We start from the raw sequence: 17,749 nt of genomic DNA on the forward strand, positions 1-17,749 counted from the left end.
GTTTAAATGGCGAACTGAAAACTGCCAACTGTTAATTTATTTTTAAATTTAGGTAGCTATAAAAACGTCGTGCTGAGATACGAAGTCCCGATTTCAGATGCTTCGTGCCTCAGCATGACAAAAAAGATTATTTATTTACGCTAAAGTAGCATCAACAGTAATCGTTGTGTTTAATAATTTAGAGATGGGGCAGTTTTTTTCTGCATCAGCTACTAACTCATCAAACTTTTCTTGTGTTAAATTAGGCACAGACGCGGTTAAGGTTAAGTGTGATTCTACAATTTCACCTTTAGATGGATCAAGGTTGATTTCGCATTTAGTTTCCAATTTATCAGCTGTAAATCCTGCTTCAGTTAAGTTAGCAGATAATTTCATGGTAAAACAGCCTGCGTGTGCAGCAGCAATTAATTCCTCCGGATTTGTACCAACACCTTCTGCAAAGCGAGAATTAAAAGAATATTGAGTATTATTTAAAGTGGTACTTTGTGTGGTGATGTTACCATTACCTTCTTTAATTGAACCTTGCCATACGGCCGTTGCATTTCTTTTCATGATTGGATTTTATTTTTAGATTGTTTAACACCTAAAGATAAAAATATGTTTGTTTAAAGGTGGCAATTCTTTGTTAAGAAATCCTTGAGTTAAAATCATTTTCAAATATTGTTAAAAAAAAAGCTGCTTCAAAGAAACAGCTTCTATTGCATTTACGATCTTTTTAAGTTATTTATCTGATTATTAAATTATAAAGGGTACAATATTATAATATTATAAAGGGTATAATACCGCGGTAGCCTGCTTATCCTTTGCTGATAAAACAGTAGCACCACTTCCACATTGTCCACCGTTCATTAATGATAAAGCATCGGTTCCACCAACCCCTGGAACATTAATGGTTGTAGATTGGTTGGTGTGTTTAAATGAAATGGTATGCCCAAATTCATGTGTTATGGTTCTCGTACGTTGCGCAAAAGAATTGTTTTGAATCAGGTTCTGATTAATCCAAACCGTATTACCAGCCTTACCGTTTGAGGTTGATAGATACGCCTGCCCGCAGGTAGAACTTCCAATTGTATTATCAACCTTAATCAGAATATCATATACCGTACCAGTTGTGATTACAAATTTGAGTTTCGAGTTCGGTACCGTATTCCATTGGTTAATAGCAGAATTAATTTCACTGGTCATGCTGGTTATAGACGGGTCGATTTTAATGCGGATGTTAGTACTGTTGGTTACAATATTTCCATTATAATACTGTTCTGTTATCGGTTTTCCATTATCCGCAGGAACTTCCATGGTTTTGCTAAATACGATATCGCCATCCACAACATAATTATCTCCACTTTCTACAATCTGTGCATCAGAAAATCCAAGATTTTTGATGTAAGCAAGAACTTTTTGATTTTGAACAGTTTCTTTTTCCTGATCTGCTGGTATCTCGTTTTTCTTCGAGCACGAGATCACCACTACTGAGAGCAATGCAATCAGCATAGTCTTTTTAAATAGGTTTTTCATAGTTTAGGTTTTTGGTTTAGATCGTAAGATGCTGCAATTGAGTATTACATGAATAAATATAACACAAAAAATACAAACATGTATTTTTGATGCATGTTTTTTTGTATTTATAATTAGTGTATCTTGATCTTGTCTTTTGCCCTAATCTATTTGTTGTTTTAGCCTATTACTTCTAATCGACTGAAAAAGTAACATGCCTACGCCAATCATAATCGAAATATCAGCAAAATTAAAAACACCGGTTTGGAAAATATAAAAGTCCATGTGCATAAAATCGGTAACCGATCCATGCACAATCCTATCATATAAATTACCAATACCACCGCCAATTAAAAAGCAGAGTGCAATTTGCATGCTAATGGGAAGGTTGCGTTTAACGAAAAGAAAATACAGTCCATACCCAAGAAATAACAGGGGAAGCCCAGTTAAAATAATTAATCTAAAAATATAGGGCATCTCATCGCCCAGACTTAAAAAGGCACCACTATTTTCTACTTTGGTTAAGGTGAAGCGATCTTTTATGATACTGATATGTTCGTAATCGCTAATCTCAGTACGTACAATTTTTTTAGAAATCTGATCGCAGCCAAAATTTAAGGTTAATAACAAGAGTAATACTGACCAGCGGAGGTTTTTTATTTTTCGCATAATTTTTTATCTGATTATATCGGCATCAATCGGTATGTAGCCTAAATGCCTGCTTAACGACATGATTTGCCCTTTGTGATGAAACTCGTGGGTAGTAACATGAGTAAATAATTTTAATGGATTTACTTTTAAAATCTCTCCATTTCTGTTCAACTCCATTTCCTGCAGCTCATTTCCTTTGAATTTTTCGATAAATAAGCCAATATACCCATCTACCTGGTTAAAATAAGTTTGGCAGTCGTGTAAAGCCTGATACCTTTCGAAAGGTAAAAACTCCTGTTCAATGCCTAAGGCTCTTTCACCAATCCATGCGCAATAGGTTTGGCAAATGTGGACCAATAAATTTCTGATGGAGCCTCTGCCAAACGAACTGTTGTTGGTTAAGAAATCCTGTTCAGAAATACTCCCAATGTAAGTTAAAAGGGTATTCCTGGATGATAAAATGAAATCGTATTGTTGTTTAAGCATGGCCTGGTTTCCTGATCCATTTTCTAAACGGAATGATCAAAGCTAAAAGAATGGCTGTAAGACTCAAGAATTTTGCAATAATATCTCCACTTTTTACATAGAAAGTAATCTCGTCATTCAGATTGATATTGGCTTTTAGTGCAGTTCTAGTCCACCATTTAGTGCTTTGTGTTACATCTCCGCGTTGGTTAATGAAGCAAGAAATTCCGGTATTTGCCGAGCGGGCCACATCGCGATGGGTTTCAATAGCTCTCAATTTGGCATACATCATATGCTGGTCTTTTCCTGAGGTATTCCCCACCAGCCATCGTTGGTAATAATGGCAATAAATTGTGCACCATCTTTAACCTGCTGACCAATCCAATCGCCCCATAAACTTTCGTAACAAACTACTGGTGCAGCACCGATACCACTTTGTGCATAAAGTACGCTTGGTTTTTCTTGCCATCCCCAACCACTTACGCTTCCACCTAATTGTGAAAATACGCCATCCATAAAAGAAAATACTTTTGGAAAAGGCATTTTCTCCGCTCCAGGAACCAATTTTGATTTATGGTAAAATTGAACGTTTGCAGAGTTTTCAACTTGCATTGCAGAATTGAAATTATCTAAAAACATCCCATCTGGATACTTCTTTGCAGATACTGTTTTCTTATTATTGTACCACCTAATGCTTTCAATTCCTGTAATTAAAGTGCCGTTTTTGTACTTGTTTAAGAAGTTTTGTAAATTGATAAAATCAGGATTGCTCCGGATTCTATCCTCATCCGCGTAATTCGGAATAGCGGTTTCCGGCCAGATAAAATATTCGGTATTGGGTTGTCCGATCGAGTCTGATAGGTGTGTCAATATCCTGATCTGCTCTGCCGGAGGGATACTCTCTAGTTTTAGATAAGGATCTATATTGGGTTGAACCACTACTACGTTACTTGGTGTGCCTTTTTGCGCTGCTGTAAAGTATTTGGTTAATGAAATGCCAATGGGAATAATTACTACCAAAAGCCAGATTCCTGTTGTTCTAAACCTTAAATAACCTGTTTGTGATTTAAATTTCTTATAAGCTTCAAAAGCCAGGATATTACTCACTAAAATCCACAGTGAGCCTCCGTAAACACCGGTATAATCATACCATTGTGCCAGCTGGTGCATTCCTGCTAAACCATTACCTAAAGTCATCCAAGGGAAGGCCAGGTCCCAGGTTTGCTGCAAATATTCTAAAGCGATGTAAAAGGCAACAAGTCCAAGGTAGGCGACCTGTTTATTTACGTATTTGCCTAACCTATAGTATAACCAAAAAGCAAAAGTCATTAAAAGCGCGCCTAATCCATAAGGAATTAAAGAAACAGGCAGGGCTACTGCTGTACCATTATAAGCACTTATGGCATTGTATACCCAATAAATTGATGCCGTATTCCAGACTAAAAAAGTTAGGCCCGCAGTTAAGAAAATTCTTTTTCCCTGTTTCTTTTCGATATTGCCTGAAATAGAATTAAGTGCAATGAATAAAGGCACCAGACCAATCAACAATAATGGTGTGGTAAAAGGCATTGGTGGCCAGGCTAGCCATAGTAAAAATGCACTTAAGAGGGCGAGGAGGTAAGTTTGTTTCTTGTTCATTTTAAGTGCTGGCGCAATATTGTCACCCTGAGCTTGTCGAAGGGCTAATTAATTATAATCTGGCGCTTCGATCGGCTCAACGTGACAATTTGAGGGGATTAGTTTTACAAACTATCTAAAATATTTGCTTTTTTTGCTTCATATTCTTCCTGCGTAATCAGGTGTTTATCGTACAAAGTTTTAAGCTTGCGTAATTTTAATGTGGTTTCGTCTTCCGGCTCTTCTACAACTTCAGCTATTTGAATAACAGGTTGTACTGGCTCAGGAGTTGGCTCGTAAGCAGGAATTTCAGCAAAGGGCTGTGCATTTAAATTAATGGGAGATGCCGTTGCACGGTTTTCTTCCAGTTTTTGCTGGCGGAGCATTTCCTTATACTCTTCTAATTGCTGGTTTGCAGCCTGATGCAATTTACGCGCCTGTACTTTCGGAATAAATTCGGTTACGATATTTTCGCCATGTTGTGGTACACAGATAAATTTAGAACCAAAAAATTCTTCTTTAAATGAAACCTCTTTAATGCTTTTCCAAGAAATGTCTTTAAAGTTCATGGTTAAGCCTAAATTACCTGGCTCGCAATAAAAAATGCGCTTGTTCGAAATCGCGATGCTATCCGGCAACAAGTTTACCGCTGGTTTTTTCTGTACGGCTAAATATAAAAGTTCTTCGCCTGCGGTTAAAAGGTCGTTTAATTTTCCAATAACTTTTTCAACCGCTTTTGGGTCTTGCTCGTCACTTAGAAATCTATCTATGCTAATCATAATATTTTTTAAAATTGATGTGTAGTTATGTTCAGATGCTAATCTTCGGCATCATCATATTTGTTTTTGTTCTTTGTTGCTGGTTTACCCGCTATGCAAATTACAAATTCTCCTTTTAAAGTATTGTTCTCAAAATGTGATTTTATTTCTACTAAAGTTCCGCGAACAGTTTCTTCGAACATCTTGGTTAGCTCCCTACTTACTGATGCCTGCCTGTCGGCGCCCAAATACTGCGCAAACTCTTCTAAAGTTTTTAATAAACGGTGCGGGCTTTCATAAAGTATAATGGTACGGTCTTCTTCGGCCAATTTTTTGAACTTTGTTTGTCTGCCTTTTTTAACTGGTAAAAAACCTTCGAAACAAAATGCATCGGCAGGTAAACCCGAATTAACCAGGGCAGGTACAAAGGCTGTTGCACCAGGTAAACATTCTACCGCAATACCATTTTTAATCGCTTCGCGTACCAGGAAAAAACCCGGATCGGAAATGGCAGGTGTTCCCGCATCAGAAATTAAAGCAATTTTTTGCCCTTCGTTTAAAAACTTGATGATTTCTGAAGTGGCTTTATGTTCATTATGCTGATGGTGAGAAAAAACCCTTTTATCGATGCCGAAGTGTTTAAGCATGGGGGCACTTGTACGGGTATCTTCAGCCAAGATTAAATCGCATTCTTTTAAGATACGGATTGCCCTAAAGGTCATATCCTCTAAATTGCCTATAGGTGTTGGTACGAGAAATAGTTTGCCATCCATATTTCATTTTGCAGTTTACAGTTAATGGTTTGCAGTTTTTTCCAAACTCCTTACCCCAAACTCCAAACTCTTGCTATCTTTGCTTAAAAAATTAAATAATGCTGCAAGTTAACTATATCCGCGAAAATAGAGAGAAAGTTTTAGAACGTTTAAGTATCCGTCATTTTAAACAACCGGAACTGGTAGATGAAATCATTAAAATTGATGAAGACCGCCGTTCTACACAAACTTCCTTGGATAATATTTCTGCTGAGGCTAATGCAGCGGCCAAACAGATTGGCGATTTAATGCGTACAGGTAAAAAAGAAGAAGCCGAAGCGATTAAAGCACAAACGGCTTCTCATAAAGAAAATATCAAAAACCTGAGCGATAAATTGAATGAGTTGGAAGCCGCTCAACACAATTTAATTGTTCAGTTACCCAATCTGCCTTATCATTTGGTAAAGCAGGGATCTACTGCCGAAGAAAACGAGATTGTTTTAACATATGGAGAGCCTGCTAAATTACCAAACAAGGCTTTGCCGCACTGGGAATTGGCTGCGAAATATGATATTATCGATTTCGAACTGGGCGTAAAAATTACCGGTGCTGGTTTTCCGGTGTATAAAGGAAAAGGCGCGAGGTTACAACGGGCGTTGATCAATTTCTTTTTAGATCATGCTACTGCAGCGGGTTATAAAGAAATGCAGGTGCCTCATTTGGTTAATGCGGCTTCGGGTTTTGGTACTGGCCAGTTACCTGATAAAGAAGGACAGATGTATCATTCAACTGTTGATGATTTATATTTAATCCCAACGGCAGAAGTTCCGGTAACCAATTTATACCGTGATGTAATTGTTAAAGAAGAGGATCTTCCTATTAAAAATACGGCTTATACCCCTTGTTTCCGTAGAGAAGCAGGCTCATATGGTGCCCATGTACGTGGTTTAAACCGCTTACACCAGTTTGATAAGGTTGAGGTGGTTCAGATTACACATCCCGATAAATCTTACGAAACTTTAGAAGATATGAGCCAATATGTGCAGTCCCTTTTGCAGGAACTGGGATTACATTACCGCGTGTTGCGTTTATGCGGTGGCGATATGGGTTTTACTTCTGCCATGACTTACGATATGGAGGTTTGGAGTGCTGCACAAGAGCGCTGGTTAGAAGTTTCTTCTGTTTCAAACTTCGAAACGTACCAGAGTAACCGTTTGAAACTACGTTTTAAAGGAAAAGAAGGTAAGGCACAGCTTGCACACTCATTAAACGGAAGTGCATTGGCTTTACCACGTATAGTAGCATCGATTTTAGAAAACTACCAAACCGAAAATGGAATTAAAATTCCAGAAGCTTTAGTGAAGTATACAGGATTTGATATTATTGATTAGTCTTCGATAAATCGTCATTGCGAAGCACGAAGATAACCGAACGAAGTGAGCTCATGAATGCCTTTAGAAACTACTGTACAAATGAATAATCTTAATGCTGTAGCAAAATGACGAAGGATCAAATTAAGGATATAAAAAAAGGATGAGATTGCTTCGTCGTTCCTTCTCGCAATGACGATATTTGCTCATAAAAAAAGCTTTGCACTACTGCAAAGCTTTTTGTTTTTATAGATAGAAGTGTTTTTTGCAATGATTATAAAATCAGGATCAATAATAGAATAATGATGATAATTGCACCAACTGAAAGGTAAACTCCTCCAGAAATAGCGCGGGCCTGACCTTTTAATTCTCTTAACTCACTACGTAAAGCTTTACGTTCTGCTCTCGTTAAGTTCGATTTGTCCATGTCTCTGATTTCTTCAACACGGGTTTTAATTCTTTCCAGTTTCACCGCTTGATCTGCAGATAATTCTGTTGGGTTTTTCGCAAGTTTGTCAGCTGCCTGAGCTGAATTAAAACTAATGCCTAAAGAGAAAACCAAGGCTAGCGTGTAGATGAATTTTTTCATAATATCTAATTTTTTTAGTGTTCGATCTCTAGATAACAAAAAACCTACCAAAAATGTTCTGGTAGGTTTTGAAAAGTATTAATTTAACTGTTAAATTCTTATTTGATCTCGAAAATGGCATTTACTGTGAAATTCAGCTTAATTTTTTTAAAATCAATTTCAGGTGCGCCAGCGGCATCAGCCATTTCAGCTTTCATCGCGTAATTTCTATAAACAGGTTGTATTACATTGTCTCCACCATCTTGTATTTCAATTACACCACCTAATTTATCGCCTAAAGCCTCTACCATGTATGCTGCTTTCTCTTTTGCAGCTAATAAAGCTTTAATTTTAAGCTCTTTTTTTAAGGTTTCAATTTTAGAATAATCATAACTTTCAATATTCGTATTGGCAATTCCTTTGGCATCTATCGATTCAAGTATGGCGTTGAATTTATTCAGATCACTAACTTTTAAACGATATTGTTTGCTGGCTAAGAAATCAGGATTTTTCTTTTTTTCTGTAGCATAATTCCAGCTGCTTAAATTGCTAATGGTTAAGTTTTCTTTTGCAATACCTACTTTTTGTACAGCGGCATACAATTGTTTTTCCAATTCTGTAATGTCTACTTTTTTCTTTCCGTTTAAGTATTCTTTAAGTGAAATGCCGATGTAAATAATATCGGGGGTAACTTCTGTTTCTGCGGTTCCGCTAACATTAATTTTTCTACGTAAGTCTACTTGTTGAGCCATCGCTGATGATAATCCTAAAAATGCAACCAGTGCAAGTGCTATTAACTTTTTCATATTTATTTTTCTTTGTGTGTACTGTAATGATGTAAACCGTGCACAAATTCCACACCGAGATTATCATTTTTTTTATTTTTTTTGAAATGAGCATCAGTACTTCAGGGCAAAACTGGTCCCACTATACACTTTAACCCCGAAGAAAAATCGGGGCTGCCATTGTTATCGGGTTTATTAACAAAGGATTATGCTGCTATCAAAAAAAAAACTATCAAATATTAGCAATTGCTACAGGAATAAGTTTTAACCTTGAAAATATTATTCTTTTTATCATGTAAATATTCATTCAATTATTACCTCCATTAAAAAAGTTATTGTTCTAACCACCTAAACGCGACAAAACGAATAGCCCGGAATGAAAGCGCAGCGAAATGAGGAAAATAGCGATGGCGGGACCGAATTGGCCAATGCATATTGAAGCCTGATTTTCTAAAATAAATAGAATGAGAGTAAAAATTATGCGCAAGGTTTTATGCTTAAATAGACGGAATTATAAATGGTTATAAAACCTAGCGCAGCAGAGTTTTCTGCAGAATTTTAATCATGTTTTGCAATTAAGAATTGCAAAAGGAATTGAATTGTGGTGATTAAACCTTTGATACTTTAACAGCTGTTGGTCCTTTTTGACCCATTTCTACTTCGAACGTAACTTTATCACCTTCTTTAATCTGGGTGATTAAACCGTTTGCGTGAACAAAAATACTGTCTTGTGTTTCAGTGTTTTTAATAAAACCGTAACCTTTACTGTCGTTAAAGAAAGTAACTGTTCCTTTTTTAACAGGATTTTCATCAACGATGTCTTCTTGTCTTGAAATACCAATCTGAATATCTTCCGTATTAATTACTTTCTTTTTCTTCGGATCTGGTGGAGTAGAAGAGATGTTTCCGTTTTCATCAACATAAGCCATCATATCTTCAAGCGCTAAACCTTTTTTTGCATTAGCCTGACGCTCTTCTTTTTTCTCTTGTTTGTCTTTTTGTTTTTTTAATCGTTTTTTTTCGTTCTCTTTTTTACTGTATGTTGCCTGAGATTTAGCCATATATTATTTAATTGTTTTGTTTTGAAAGGTGAGTGGAATGGAGAATTATACAAAGATAACAATACTAAAGCATAAACACGATTTTATTCGGTTATGCTCTTGTCATTTGGGCTTGCATAGTAAAGCATAGTTACCACAGAGGAAGAGGATGAACACAGATAAAGAAAGATATCGTCCGTATATATCTTGTGATTGATTCTTTTTACGATGCTTTATTTGCCCACTTATTTTTATCCACCTGATAAACAAAATTCCATTTTAATGGCTCACCATAATAGGCTACTTCTAATTCAGCAATTTTAACGGCTCCTAATTTCTCTGTCGCTTTTTGTGAACGAAAATTAGTAGCCCCAATATGTAAGATTACTTTATCTACAAATTGAAAAGCATAATCGAGCATCAAAGTTTTTAAAGCCTTATTATGCCCTTTGCCCCAAAACTCGCGGGCAATAAAAGTGTAACCAATGGCCACTGAACCCGCTGCCTCATCCAATTCGTAGTATCTGGAACTGCCAACAATTTTGTTGCTTTCTTTTTCATAAATGATAAAAGCACACTTCGATTCCATTGCTCCTTTAAAGAAATTTTCGAAAACCGCTCTTTTGTAACGATCTTTATTGGGGTGCTGCTCCCAGATCAACGGATCGGAAGCTACCGCAAAAAGTGCTTCAAAATCTTCTTCTTTTAAGGGAACTACTGTAATTAAATCGTTTGCTAATGTAGGCTGTAAATCGAAATTCATATGGTTTGAATGTAAAAACGGCTGGCTATAGGGCCAGCCGTTTATAATTTATTATTTAAGCCCCTGAAACAGGTTCAGGGTGGCGTATCTGAGTAGTTAGTTTACTAAACCTTCAATTTCTACTACTTCCTGGGCATCTTTTTGATAATCAACCTGATCAATTTCGAAACCAAATAAGCTTAAGAAATCAGATCTGTAACCTGGTAAATCACCTATTATTGGTAAAGTTTCGGTTGTTGCTTCTTTCCAAAGTTCGGCAACTTTAGCCTGGATATCTTCACGCATTTCCCAATCGTCGATTCTGATTCTTCCTTTCTCATCAACAGGAACAGGGTTGCCGGTATATAAACGATCTGCATATAAACGTTGGATCTGCTCAATTGTACCCTCATGCACGCCTTCTGCTTTCATTACTTTGTACAACAATGAAATATATAACGGGATTACCGGAATAGCCGAACTTGCCTGTGTTACCAATGCTTTATTAACCGATACATAAGCCTTGCCATTAATATCTTTTAATTTATCGCTGATTTTAAAGGCAGTTGCTTCTAAATCATCTTTAGCTCTACCAATGGTTCCTTTGCGGTATACCGGCTCGGTTAAAGCAGGGCCGATGTAAGAATATGCTACTGTAGTTGCACCTTCAGCAAGTAGATTCTCTGCTTTTAGGGCATCAATCCACATGGCCCAATCTTCGCCACCCATTACCGCAACGGTATTGGCAATATCTTCTTCGGTAGCAGGTTCGATAGAAATTTCGGTCACATTACCAGTATGGAAATCGACGGTTTTATTGGTATAAGTTCCACCGATAGGTTTTAAGGTAGAGCGGTGAAGCACTTCCGTATCAGGATGTTTCCTCACTGGCGATGCCAGGCTATAAATGACTAAATCAACCTGGCCAAGATCAGCCTTGATCAATTCAATTGTTTTTTCTTTAATTTCTTTTGAGAATGCATCACCATTAATGCTTTTTGCATATAAACCGGCAGCATGGGCTTCTTTCTCAAAGGCTGCACTATTGTACCAACCTGGTGATGCAGTTTTGCCTTCAGAAGGTGCCTTTTCGAAAAATACACCAATTGTAGAAGCTCCAGAACCATATGCAGCCGCAATACGCGAAGCTAAACCGAAACCGGTTGATGCACCAATTACCAATACTTTTTTAGGGCCATCTATAGCTCCTTTAGATTTTACATATTCAATTTGATTCTTTACGTTTTGTGCGCAACCATCAGGGTGTGCGGTTAAACAGATAAAGCCCCTCATTCTAGGTTCGATAATCATTTTTTGTTCTATTTACGTTTTGTAATGTTAAAATAAGTGCGATTTTAAGGGTATAGAAAATACCATAACGCCCAAATCTTTAACGAAGATAAATTTTTAATCGCTTAACATTAAATGAAATTTGTTTTAACCGCAATAGTCGCAAAGGTTTTCGCAAAGAAGCAAAAGAGATTGGTGCCATTTTTACTATCGTGGTAATGGAGAAAGGGCACAGGGAATGCATAGGTTGGCATTACTAAACATTTTATTAGGCACATGCACTTCTGACTCGAGGCTTCTTACTTTCGCATATTTCTCTTAATTTAGCGCCACACAGATAAAACCGGTTTATCTCTTCTTATGAAAAAAATAATATTGTCTGCCGTGGTGCTCATCATCATGGCTTCTGGAAATCTTTATGCGCAAACCCAACATCAAAATTCGGGTTGGTTTATGCTTCTAAATAACACCAAGTTTAATGATAAATGGGGGCTTCAGTTCGATGTTCAACTGCGCTCGGCTGATGACTGGGGTTATTTGAGAAATACATTGATGCGTCCGGCTTTACAATATTTTATTAACAACAAGCACAATGTAGCATTAGGGTATTTATGGCAAACTACACACACTGAATTGGAAGGAACTCCAGATCTTACGCTTCACGAACACCGCATTTTTGAACAGTATATTTATAACCATAAAATAAAATCGGTTTTTGCCAGTCACAGGTTTAGGGTAGAACAACGGTTCATCGGCCGTACTGGTGAAGATGTGTTTTCACAACGTTTCCGTTATTTTGTGAGATTAATCCAGCCCCTGCAAAAAACTCAGCCAACGTTTACAAAAGGACCATTTGTGGCTTTGCAGAACGAGGTGTTTTTAAATCTTCAGAATAAGGATAAAATTAACAATAGTGTTTTCGATCAGAATAGGTTATACCTGGCTGCGGGTTATCGTTTTTCGAAGCAGTTTGACCTGGAAGCTGGATATATGAACCAGATTACAAATGGCATTTCGAACAATACGGTTAATAATATTATTCAGCTGGCTGTTTACACGAGGTTTTAATGTTTTAAAGTCATTTTTTGTACAGCAACTCTTACAAATTGTTAAAGCTGTTGTAATTGACGGGTCTTTTTGCTCAATTTGCCGCGTGAAAAGATTTACCATCCTATTTTTAGCACTCTTGTTTGGCAAGCGCATGCAGGCACAAGAGATTAAAGCCGCTTCAACCAATAATACGCCAACTTCAAAAAGTTTATTCAATCCTGAACATAAAAGGAAATTTTCCCGTAAAGGCGATTTTTATTTTCACTGGGGATATAATAGCTCCTGGTATGGTAAAAGCGATATCAGGTTTCAGGGACCTAACTACGATTTTACTTTGAAAGATGTAGTTGCGCACGATAGACAATCGAAATTAAGCTGGGCCTATTTGAATCCTGGTTTGATCACTGTACCACAATATAATATCCGCGCCGGGTACTTTATCAAAGATAATTATAGTATCTCCATTGGTTGGGACCACATGAAGTATGTAATGGATATTCCACAAACTGTTGCAATTACTGGTCACATCGGGCCAAATATTTCTCCAACCAACACTCCTACAGGTAATTTAGCTGGCGATTACAATGGCCAAAGCATTAACGTTAAGGAGAGTATGCTGACTTATGAGCATACAGATGGTTTTAATTATGCCAATATCGAGATTGAACGTTATGACGATATTTGGGTTGCTCCAGGTGGAAATACTTCTTTAACCTTAGAAACCGGTTTAGGTGGTGGCATGATGGTTCCGCGTTCGGATGTACGTTTGTTCGGACAGGGCAGAAATAACCACTTCAGTATTTCGGGTTACGGTGTTTCTGCAAAAGTTGGACTTAAGTTTTATGTGTGGAAAAATATCTACCTGCAGAATACCACTAAGTTTGGCGCTACCAATTTAACCAATGTGCATACTACTGGTTGGGATGAGTACGACAAGGCTAGTCAGAAGATTAACTACATTGAAAATATATGGCTGATTGGGGTTCAGTTTTAAAAGATTTGGAAGGAGGCTTAAGCCTCCTTTGTTGTTTTGGTTGTGATTTAAAATTGCCACGGAAGATACAGTGAATGTTACATTATCTAATTTTTCATTCTGAGCAGCTATCTTTTTATTTTGGCTAAATATTGTATTACAGCATCTTCTGCCTTTTTGTTCTGCCTGATATTTTCAGTATACAGATCAATTCTCAGGTTTTTATAAAGCACTATCGCATTTTCTAACGCAGTAATTAAGGCTATCTTATTGTATTCGGCAATGGTACCTTTAAGTAAGTTAAAATCTTCGGCAGGAAGCTGCGATTCTACTTTACGCACTCCTCGAGGGAGGTTTTTGTTTTTGATGTGCAATAGAGGGCCAAACACCACCATCCTTAAAAAGCCGAAGAAATCTAAGGCTTCCAGATACTCACCTCTGCCGATTTTTAAGAGGGCATAATGCATCCATGTCCAAAAGCGGTCTTCAATCCACTGGTAATCTGGGTAGGGAAATTTAGCTTCAGTTTGATCAAGAATTTTCTGCAATTGATTGTCTCTGTCGATTAATAGCATAGGGTTTTCTACTCTTGAGGCAAATTCATCAAGTGTTACAAATTTAATGTCTACATGTAGTAATGGCTTGTCGTAAAGACAGATCAATACGCGCGGTTCGCCAACATGCTCTCCTGTAAATGCAGAAATTAAATTGCCAAGGCGATTGGCATATTGCAGCATTTTCGATTTATCTGTTGATATCTTTTCCCTAGTAACCAAAATGAGGTCGAGGTCTGAAAATTCGTCGATCTCATTGCTGAGCCAGGAGCCACCCACGGCTAAGCCAATAACAAATTCATCGCTTTTTAATATTTCGGTTGCGTGTTGGGCAAATAGTTGTTGTATCATGGGTAATTTTCATTAATATATCTACTAAAAAGATTACTTCACTCTAGCGCTCAGTCCCACGCTTCTGTTCGCAATGACGGATTGAATTAAATATCCAATAACCTTCGGTGATAATTAATCTGTCCTAAGTGATAGGCTAAATGTGTGGTAAGGTGGACGAGGAAGAATTCGGTTGATGTTTTCTCCTTAAATACCAGCATCGGGTATTCACTATTGAGCTGTTCTTCTGTTATTTTATCCAGCGTTTCGTTAACCGAGGTTAGGGTCTCTTCGATCATGTTAATAAGTTGCTGCTTCGGAATATCTTTTAACGAAAACTCCAGTTCGCGGTTGCGGATGTAATTACTGCCGCCCAAAGTTGCGCCAATATAAGTGTTGAGGTTTCCGATTAAATGCAGACAAAGGTTCCCAGCGGAATTTGCAATTCCCCTATCAATAAGCCATAAGGTCGATTCGACTTTGTACGATTCGATTTCGGATTTTAATTTGTTCAAATCCCGGTTGAAAAGTGTTTTTAAGGTTTGGGTAAGCATATGAAAATTCTTAAGGGATTATTTGAAATGTTGTTAGGCGAATATAAATATTTGAAGGCATAATTTAGTTTAATGTGGTTTTTTACAGCGTGTTTCTTGCCCGATTAAGTTGAGGACTTGAAATGATAGCGGGATTGACAGTTATACTGGCTTTGCTTTCAAAAGAAAATATTGGCCAACAAAAAACACCTACAATTTCTTGAAGGTGTTTCTCTATTAAAAAGGGCTTTAATTTATACTTTTCTTACTCCACCTGAGCCAATAACGGTTTTATCTACACTTGGATTACCGGAATAATTTACGCTTCCTGATCCGCTGATTACCGCTCTGATGCTTTCGCTTACCGCAATATTTACAGTTCCTGAACCACTAATGGTACTGTTTAAAGTTTTTGTAGAAAAAGATTTACCTGCAAAAGTTCCCGAGCTGCTGATCACCACTTTGGCATGATCTGCACCTCCTGTAATATTTATTGCTCCAGAACCACTGATTACACCACTATAGTTATCTACATCTGCTGTTGCTTTAATGCTTCCCGAACCGCTTACTGTTGTTGTTAGACTACCAGTGCTGATTTTTCCATTTACGGTTAAGCTTCCATCACCACTAACAGTTAAACTCGCTAATTCTCTGGCTGATACATAAGCTGTTATTTTTTTACCTTCGTATTTTCTGGACCAGCTTGTGATACTGGTTTGCGGACGAATAACTAAAACATGGCCTTTTACTTCGGTAACGATTGAGGCCAATGCATCTGCATCACCTTCTAAACGACAACTTTCACTATTACCCAAAGTTACAATTACGTTTATAGGGCCCGCTGCAGCAACTCCATTAAAATTTTTCACCTCCCTGTTGTCGCCGTTATTTTTTGAAGTGTTGATACTGATCTGATTTTTAGCAATTACATTGATACTAGAGGTTAATGTAAGGGATGCCAATAATATTGCAAATACTTTTTTCATGGTATAGATTTTATTTTTAGATAAATAATGAGCTTTTTCTTATAAGACGATGGTTTTGTTGAAAAGTTGCATAAAATGCGATTTAATTCTCTTATTAATAATTTTAGGCTTGACTTCTCTGAGATTTAGTTCCCCTTTTTTGTATTGATGTAAAACAACGGATCGTGTTTAAAGTTATCTGCATTTATGCTGGCATCTACTTTAATGGTTTTCCAATCGTTTGTAGGTTTAATCAAGGTGTAAGCACCTGTTTTTAGTGTTACACGAACAGGCATATCAAAACCTTTCACATCTGTTATCCAGCGATAAGATAAAGTGCCATTGTTGATTTTATATTCTAAAACAGGGATTTTGGTAAAACGTAAATACTGATCGAAAACTTTATCTAATTTAAGTCCGCTTTGTTTGGCTATGTAATTTTCGATCTGAGCAGTGGTTACCGTTTGATGGTAAAATGTTTTGTTTAATCCGCGGAGAATCTGTCTGAATTTTTCATCATTATTGATGAGTTGGCGAATAGTACTAATCAAATTTGCACCTTTTGGATACATATCGCCGGAGCCCTCTTTATTTACCCCATAAGGCCCAATCACAGGCACATCATTACGGATGATTTTCTGTAATCCAATTACATATTCGTTTGCAGCTGCCTTGTTCTCGGTACATTCGGTAAACAATACCTCCGAATAATTGGTGAAACCTTCGTGAATCCACATATCGGCAATGTCTTTTGAGGTGATGTTATTACCGAACCATTCGTGACCACTCTCATGGATGGTGATGAAATCCCATTTTAAACCATGGCCGGTACCGCTTAAATCTTTACCTAGATAACCTGGTTTAAATTGATTGCCATAAGCTACTGCACTTTGGTGTTCCATACCTAAATGTGGTGCCTGAACCAGTTTGTAGCCGTCTTTATACCACGGGTAAGGGCCAAACCAATATTCGAAACATTTTAACATGGGTTTAACATCGGCATCCCAATGTGGGCGGGCTTTGGCGCTATCGGTTTGCAGCGCCCAGTAATCAATACTGAGTTTTCCGTTTTCGCCATCGTAACTGTCTTGCCAGTGGGCATATTTGCCGATGTAAAAAGTTACATCGTAATTGTTGATGGGGTTAGCCACAAACCAATTGTATTGTTTGTAACCATCAGGTTTATCTACAGTATTTCTCAACCTTCCGTTAGATATTTCCTGTAAATTTTTAGGAACACTAATGCTGATTAACATACTATCTACCTCATCGCTCTGGTGATCTTTATTTGGCCACCATACACTTGCACCTAAACCCTGGCAGGCCACAGAAACAAAAGGATTGCCTGTTTCATCTTTTTTGAAGATAAAACCGCCATCCCAAGGTGGTGTTTTTGCTACCAAGGGATTACCCGAATAGAAAACCGTGAATTGATCTTTACTTCCTTTTTTTATTGCTTTAGGGAAGGTTATAAAAACCGCATTGTATTCTCGGGTAAAAGTTAAATCGGCACCCTTATATACTACCTTTTCTACTTTTAGGTTATCAAAAAGATCAAATTGTAGTTTAGTGAAATCTTGTGTGGCGGTAAAAGCAAATTCATTACTGCCGCTTACTGTTTTCTGGTCGATATCTATTTTCACATCTAAGTGGTAATAGTTGATATCGTAACAGGTGCGTAGGGGGGTAAGTGTTCCGCGGAGGCTATCAGCCCTTGAGTTTACCTGGTTTTTGCCGAGCATCTGTGCTTGTACAGCTGAAATACTGAAGACGATGGCAAGGATAAATAGTAACTTTTTCATTTGTTATGTT

At 37.4% G+C, this 17,749-nt stretch carries 20 protein-coding genes; 3 read left to right on the top strand and 17 right to left on the bottom strand.

Annotated features, from left to right (window positions below):
- Window positions 1-135: 135 nt before the first annotated feature.
- The 8 genes from H9N25_RS22900 to rsmI form a co-directional block, all read right to left on the bottom strand.
- On the bottom strand, window positions 136-552 hold the full coding sequence (locus H9N25_RS22900; protein WP_086548955.1) for an OsmC family protein: 417 nt from the start codon (window positions 550-552) through the stop codon (window positions 136-138).
- A gap of 213 nt (window positions 553-765) precedes the next feature.
- A complete protein-coding gene (locus H9N25_RS22905; RefSeq protein WP_167296370.1) occupies window positions 766-1,515 on the bottom strand; it encodes a M57 family metalloprotease in 750 nt (249 codons plus the stop codon).
- 141 nt (window positions 1,516-1,656) lie between these two features.
- Window positions 1,657-2,163 carry a signal peptidase II gene (lspA, locus tag H9N25_RS22910; RefSeq protein WP_190327343.1) on the bottom strand — a complete coding sequence of 169 codons (507 nt, stop codon included), beginning with the start codon at window positions 2,161-2,163 and terminating at the stop codon, window positions 1,657-1,659.
- A gap of 6 nt (window positions 2,164-2,169) precedes the next feature.
- Window positions 2,170-2,631, bottom strand: coding sequence for a DinB family protein (locus H9N25_RS22915; RefSeq protein ID WP_190327344.1), 462 nt, complete (start codon window positions 2,629-2,631; stop codon window positions 2,170-2,172).
- Window positions 2,624-2,902 carry a hypothetical protein gene (locus tag H9N25_RS25365; protein ID WP_330221064.1) on the bottom strand — a complete coding sequence of 93 codons (279 nt, stop codon included), beginning with the start codon at window positions 2,900-2,902 and terminating at the stop codon, window positions 2,624-2,626. The genes H9N25_RS22915 and H9N25_RS25365 overlap by 8 nt, the downstream gene beginning before the upstream one ends.
- Window positions 2,899-4,248 carry an apolipoprotein N-acyltransferase gene (gene lnt, locus H9N25_RS22920; protein ID WP_330221065.1) on the bottom strand — a complete coding sequence of 450 codons (1,350 nt, stop codon included), beginning with the start codon at window positions 4,246-4,248 and terminating at the stop codon, window positions 2,899-2,901. Before lnt ends, H9N25_RS25365 begins: the two co-directional genes overlap by 4 nt.
- Window positions 4,249-4,352: 104 nt before the next feature.
- The gene (locus tag H9N25_RS22925) at window positions 4,353-5,006 is read right to left on the bottom strand and encodes a PH domain-containing protein (RefSeq protein ID WP_167296374.1); all 654 of its coding nucleotides are present in this window, start codon (window positions 5,004-5,006) and stop codon (window positions 4,353-4,355) included.
- Between the two features lie 38 nt (window positions 5,007-5,044).
- Complete coding sequence (gene rsmI, locus H9N25_RS22930) at window positions 5,045-5,758, bottom strand: 16S rRNA (cytidine(1402)-2'-O)-methyltransferase (protein ID WP_190327345.1); 714 nt, start codon at window positions 5,756-5,758, stop codon at window positions 5,045-5,047.
- Between the two features lie 98 nt (window positions 5,759-5,856).
- On the opposite strand from rsmI, the gene serS reads away from it, so the two are divergent.
- Entirely contained in the window at window positions 5,857-7,128 is a 1,272-nt protein-coding gene (gene serS / locus H9N25_RS22935; protein WP_190327346.1) for a serine--tRNA ligase, read from the top strand.
- 253 nt (window positions 7,129-7,381) lie between these two features.
- Here the strand turns inward: serS and H9N25_RS22940 are convergent, their stop codons facing one another.
- From H9N25_RS22940 to fabV, 5 genes are all read right to left on the bottom strand, one after another.
- Complete coding sequence (locus H9N25_RS22940) at window positions 7,382-7,696, bottom strand: hypothetical protein (protein WP_190327347.1); 315 nt, start codon at window positions 7,694-7,696, stop codon at window positions 7,382-7,384.
- Window positions 7,697-7,794: 98 nt separating this feature from the next.
- Entirely contained in the window at window positions 7,795-8,481 is a 687-nt protein-coding gene (locus tag H9N25_RS22945; protein ID WP_190327348.1) for an SIMPL domain-containing protein, read from the bottom strand.
- A 587-nt stretch (window positions 8,482-9,068) separates the two neighbouring features.
- Window positions 9,069-9,521, bottom strand: a complete 453-nt coding sequence (locus H9N25_RS22950; protein WP_190327349.1) for a cold-shock protein — start codon at window positions 9,519-9,521, stop codon at window positions 9,069-9,071.
- A 202-nt stretch (window positions 9,522-9,723) separates the two neighbouring features.
- Entirely contained in the window at window positions 9,724-10,263 is a 540-nt protein-coding gene (locus tag H9N25_RS22955; RefSeq protein ID WP_190327350.1) for a GNAT family N-acetyltransferase, read from the bottom strand.
- Between the two features lie 96 nt (window positions 10,264-10,359).
- A complete protein-coding gene (fabV, locus tag H9N25_RS22960; RefSeq protein ID WP_190327351.1) occupies window positions 10,360-11,553 on the bottom strand; it encodes an enoyl-ACP reductase FabV in 1,194 nt (397 codons plus the stop codon).
- Window positions 11,554-11,892: 339 nt separating this feature from the next.
- On the opposite strand from fabV, the gene H9N25_RS22965 reads away from it, so the two are divergent.
- Window positions 11,893-12,600: a DUF2490 domain-containing protein gene (locus H9N25_RS22965; protein ID WP_190327352.1), complete on the top strand. Its 708-nt coding sequence runs from the start codon at window positions 11,893-11,895 to the stop codon at window positions 12,598-12,600.
- An 85-nt stretch (window positions 12,601-12,685) separates the two neighbouring features.
- Window positions 12,686-13,576 carry a hypothetical protein gene (locus H9N25_RS22970; RefSeq protein WP_223833490.1) on the top strand — a complete coding sequence of 297 codons (891 nt, stop codon included), beginning with the start codon at window positions 12,686-12,688 and terminating at the stop codon, window positions 13,574-13,576.
- Between the two features lie 107 nt (window positions 13,577-13,683).
- Here the strand turns inward: H9N25_RS22970 and H9N25_RS22975 are convergent, their stop codons facing one another.
- The 4 genes from H9N25_RS22975 to H9N25_RS22990 form a co-directional block, all read right to left on the bottom strand.
- Window positions 13,684-14,460, bottom strand: coding sequence for a nucleotidyltransferase domain-containing protein (locus H9N25_RS22975; protein WP_190327353.1), 777 nt, complete (start codon window positions 14,458-14,460; stop codon window positions 13,684-13,686).
- 86 nt (window positions 14,461-14,546) lie between these two features.
- Window positions 14,547-14,993, bottom strand: a complete 447-nt coding sequence (locus H9N25_RS22980; protein ID WP_190327354.1) for a DinB family protein — start codon at window positions 14,991-14,993, stop codon at window positions 14,547-14,549.
- Window positions 14,994-15,226: 233 nt separating this feature from the next.
- Window positions 15,227-15,958, bottom strand: a complete 732-nt coding sequence (locus H9N25_RS22985) for a head GIN domain-containing protein (protein ID WP_190327355.1) — start codon at window positions 15,956-15,958, stop codon at window positions 15,227-15,229.
- A gap of 125 nt (window positions 15,959-16,083) precedes the next feature.
- Window positions 16,084-17,739: a M1 family metallopeptidase gene (locus H9N25_RS22990; RefSeq protein WP_190327356.1), complete on the bottom strand. Its 1,656-nt coding sequence runs from the start codon at window positions 17,737-17,739 to the stop codon at window positions 16,084-16,086.
- Window positions 17,740-17,749: the final 10 nt, after the last annotated feature.

It is taken from the genome of Pedobacter riviphilus, from assembly GCF_014692875.1.
GTDB classification, from domain to species: domain Bacteria; phylum Bacteroidota; class Bacteroidia; order Sphingobacteriales; family Sphingobacteriaceae; genus Pedobacter; species Pedobacter riviphilus.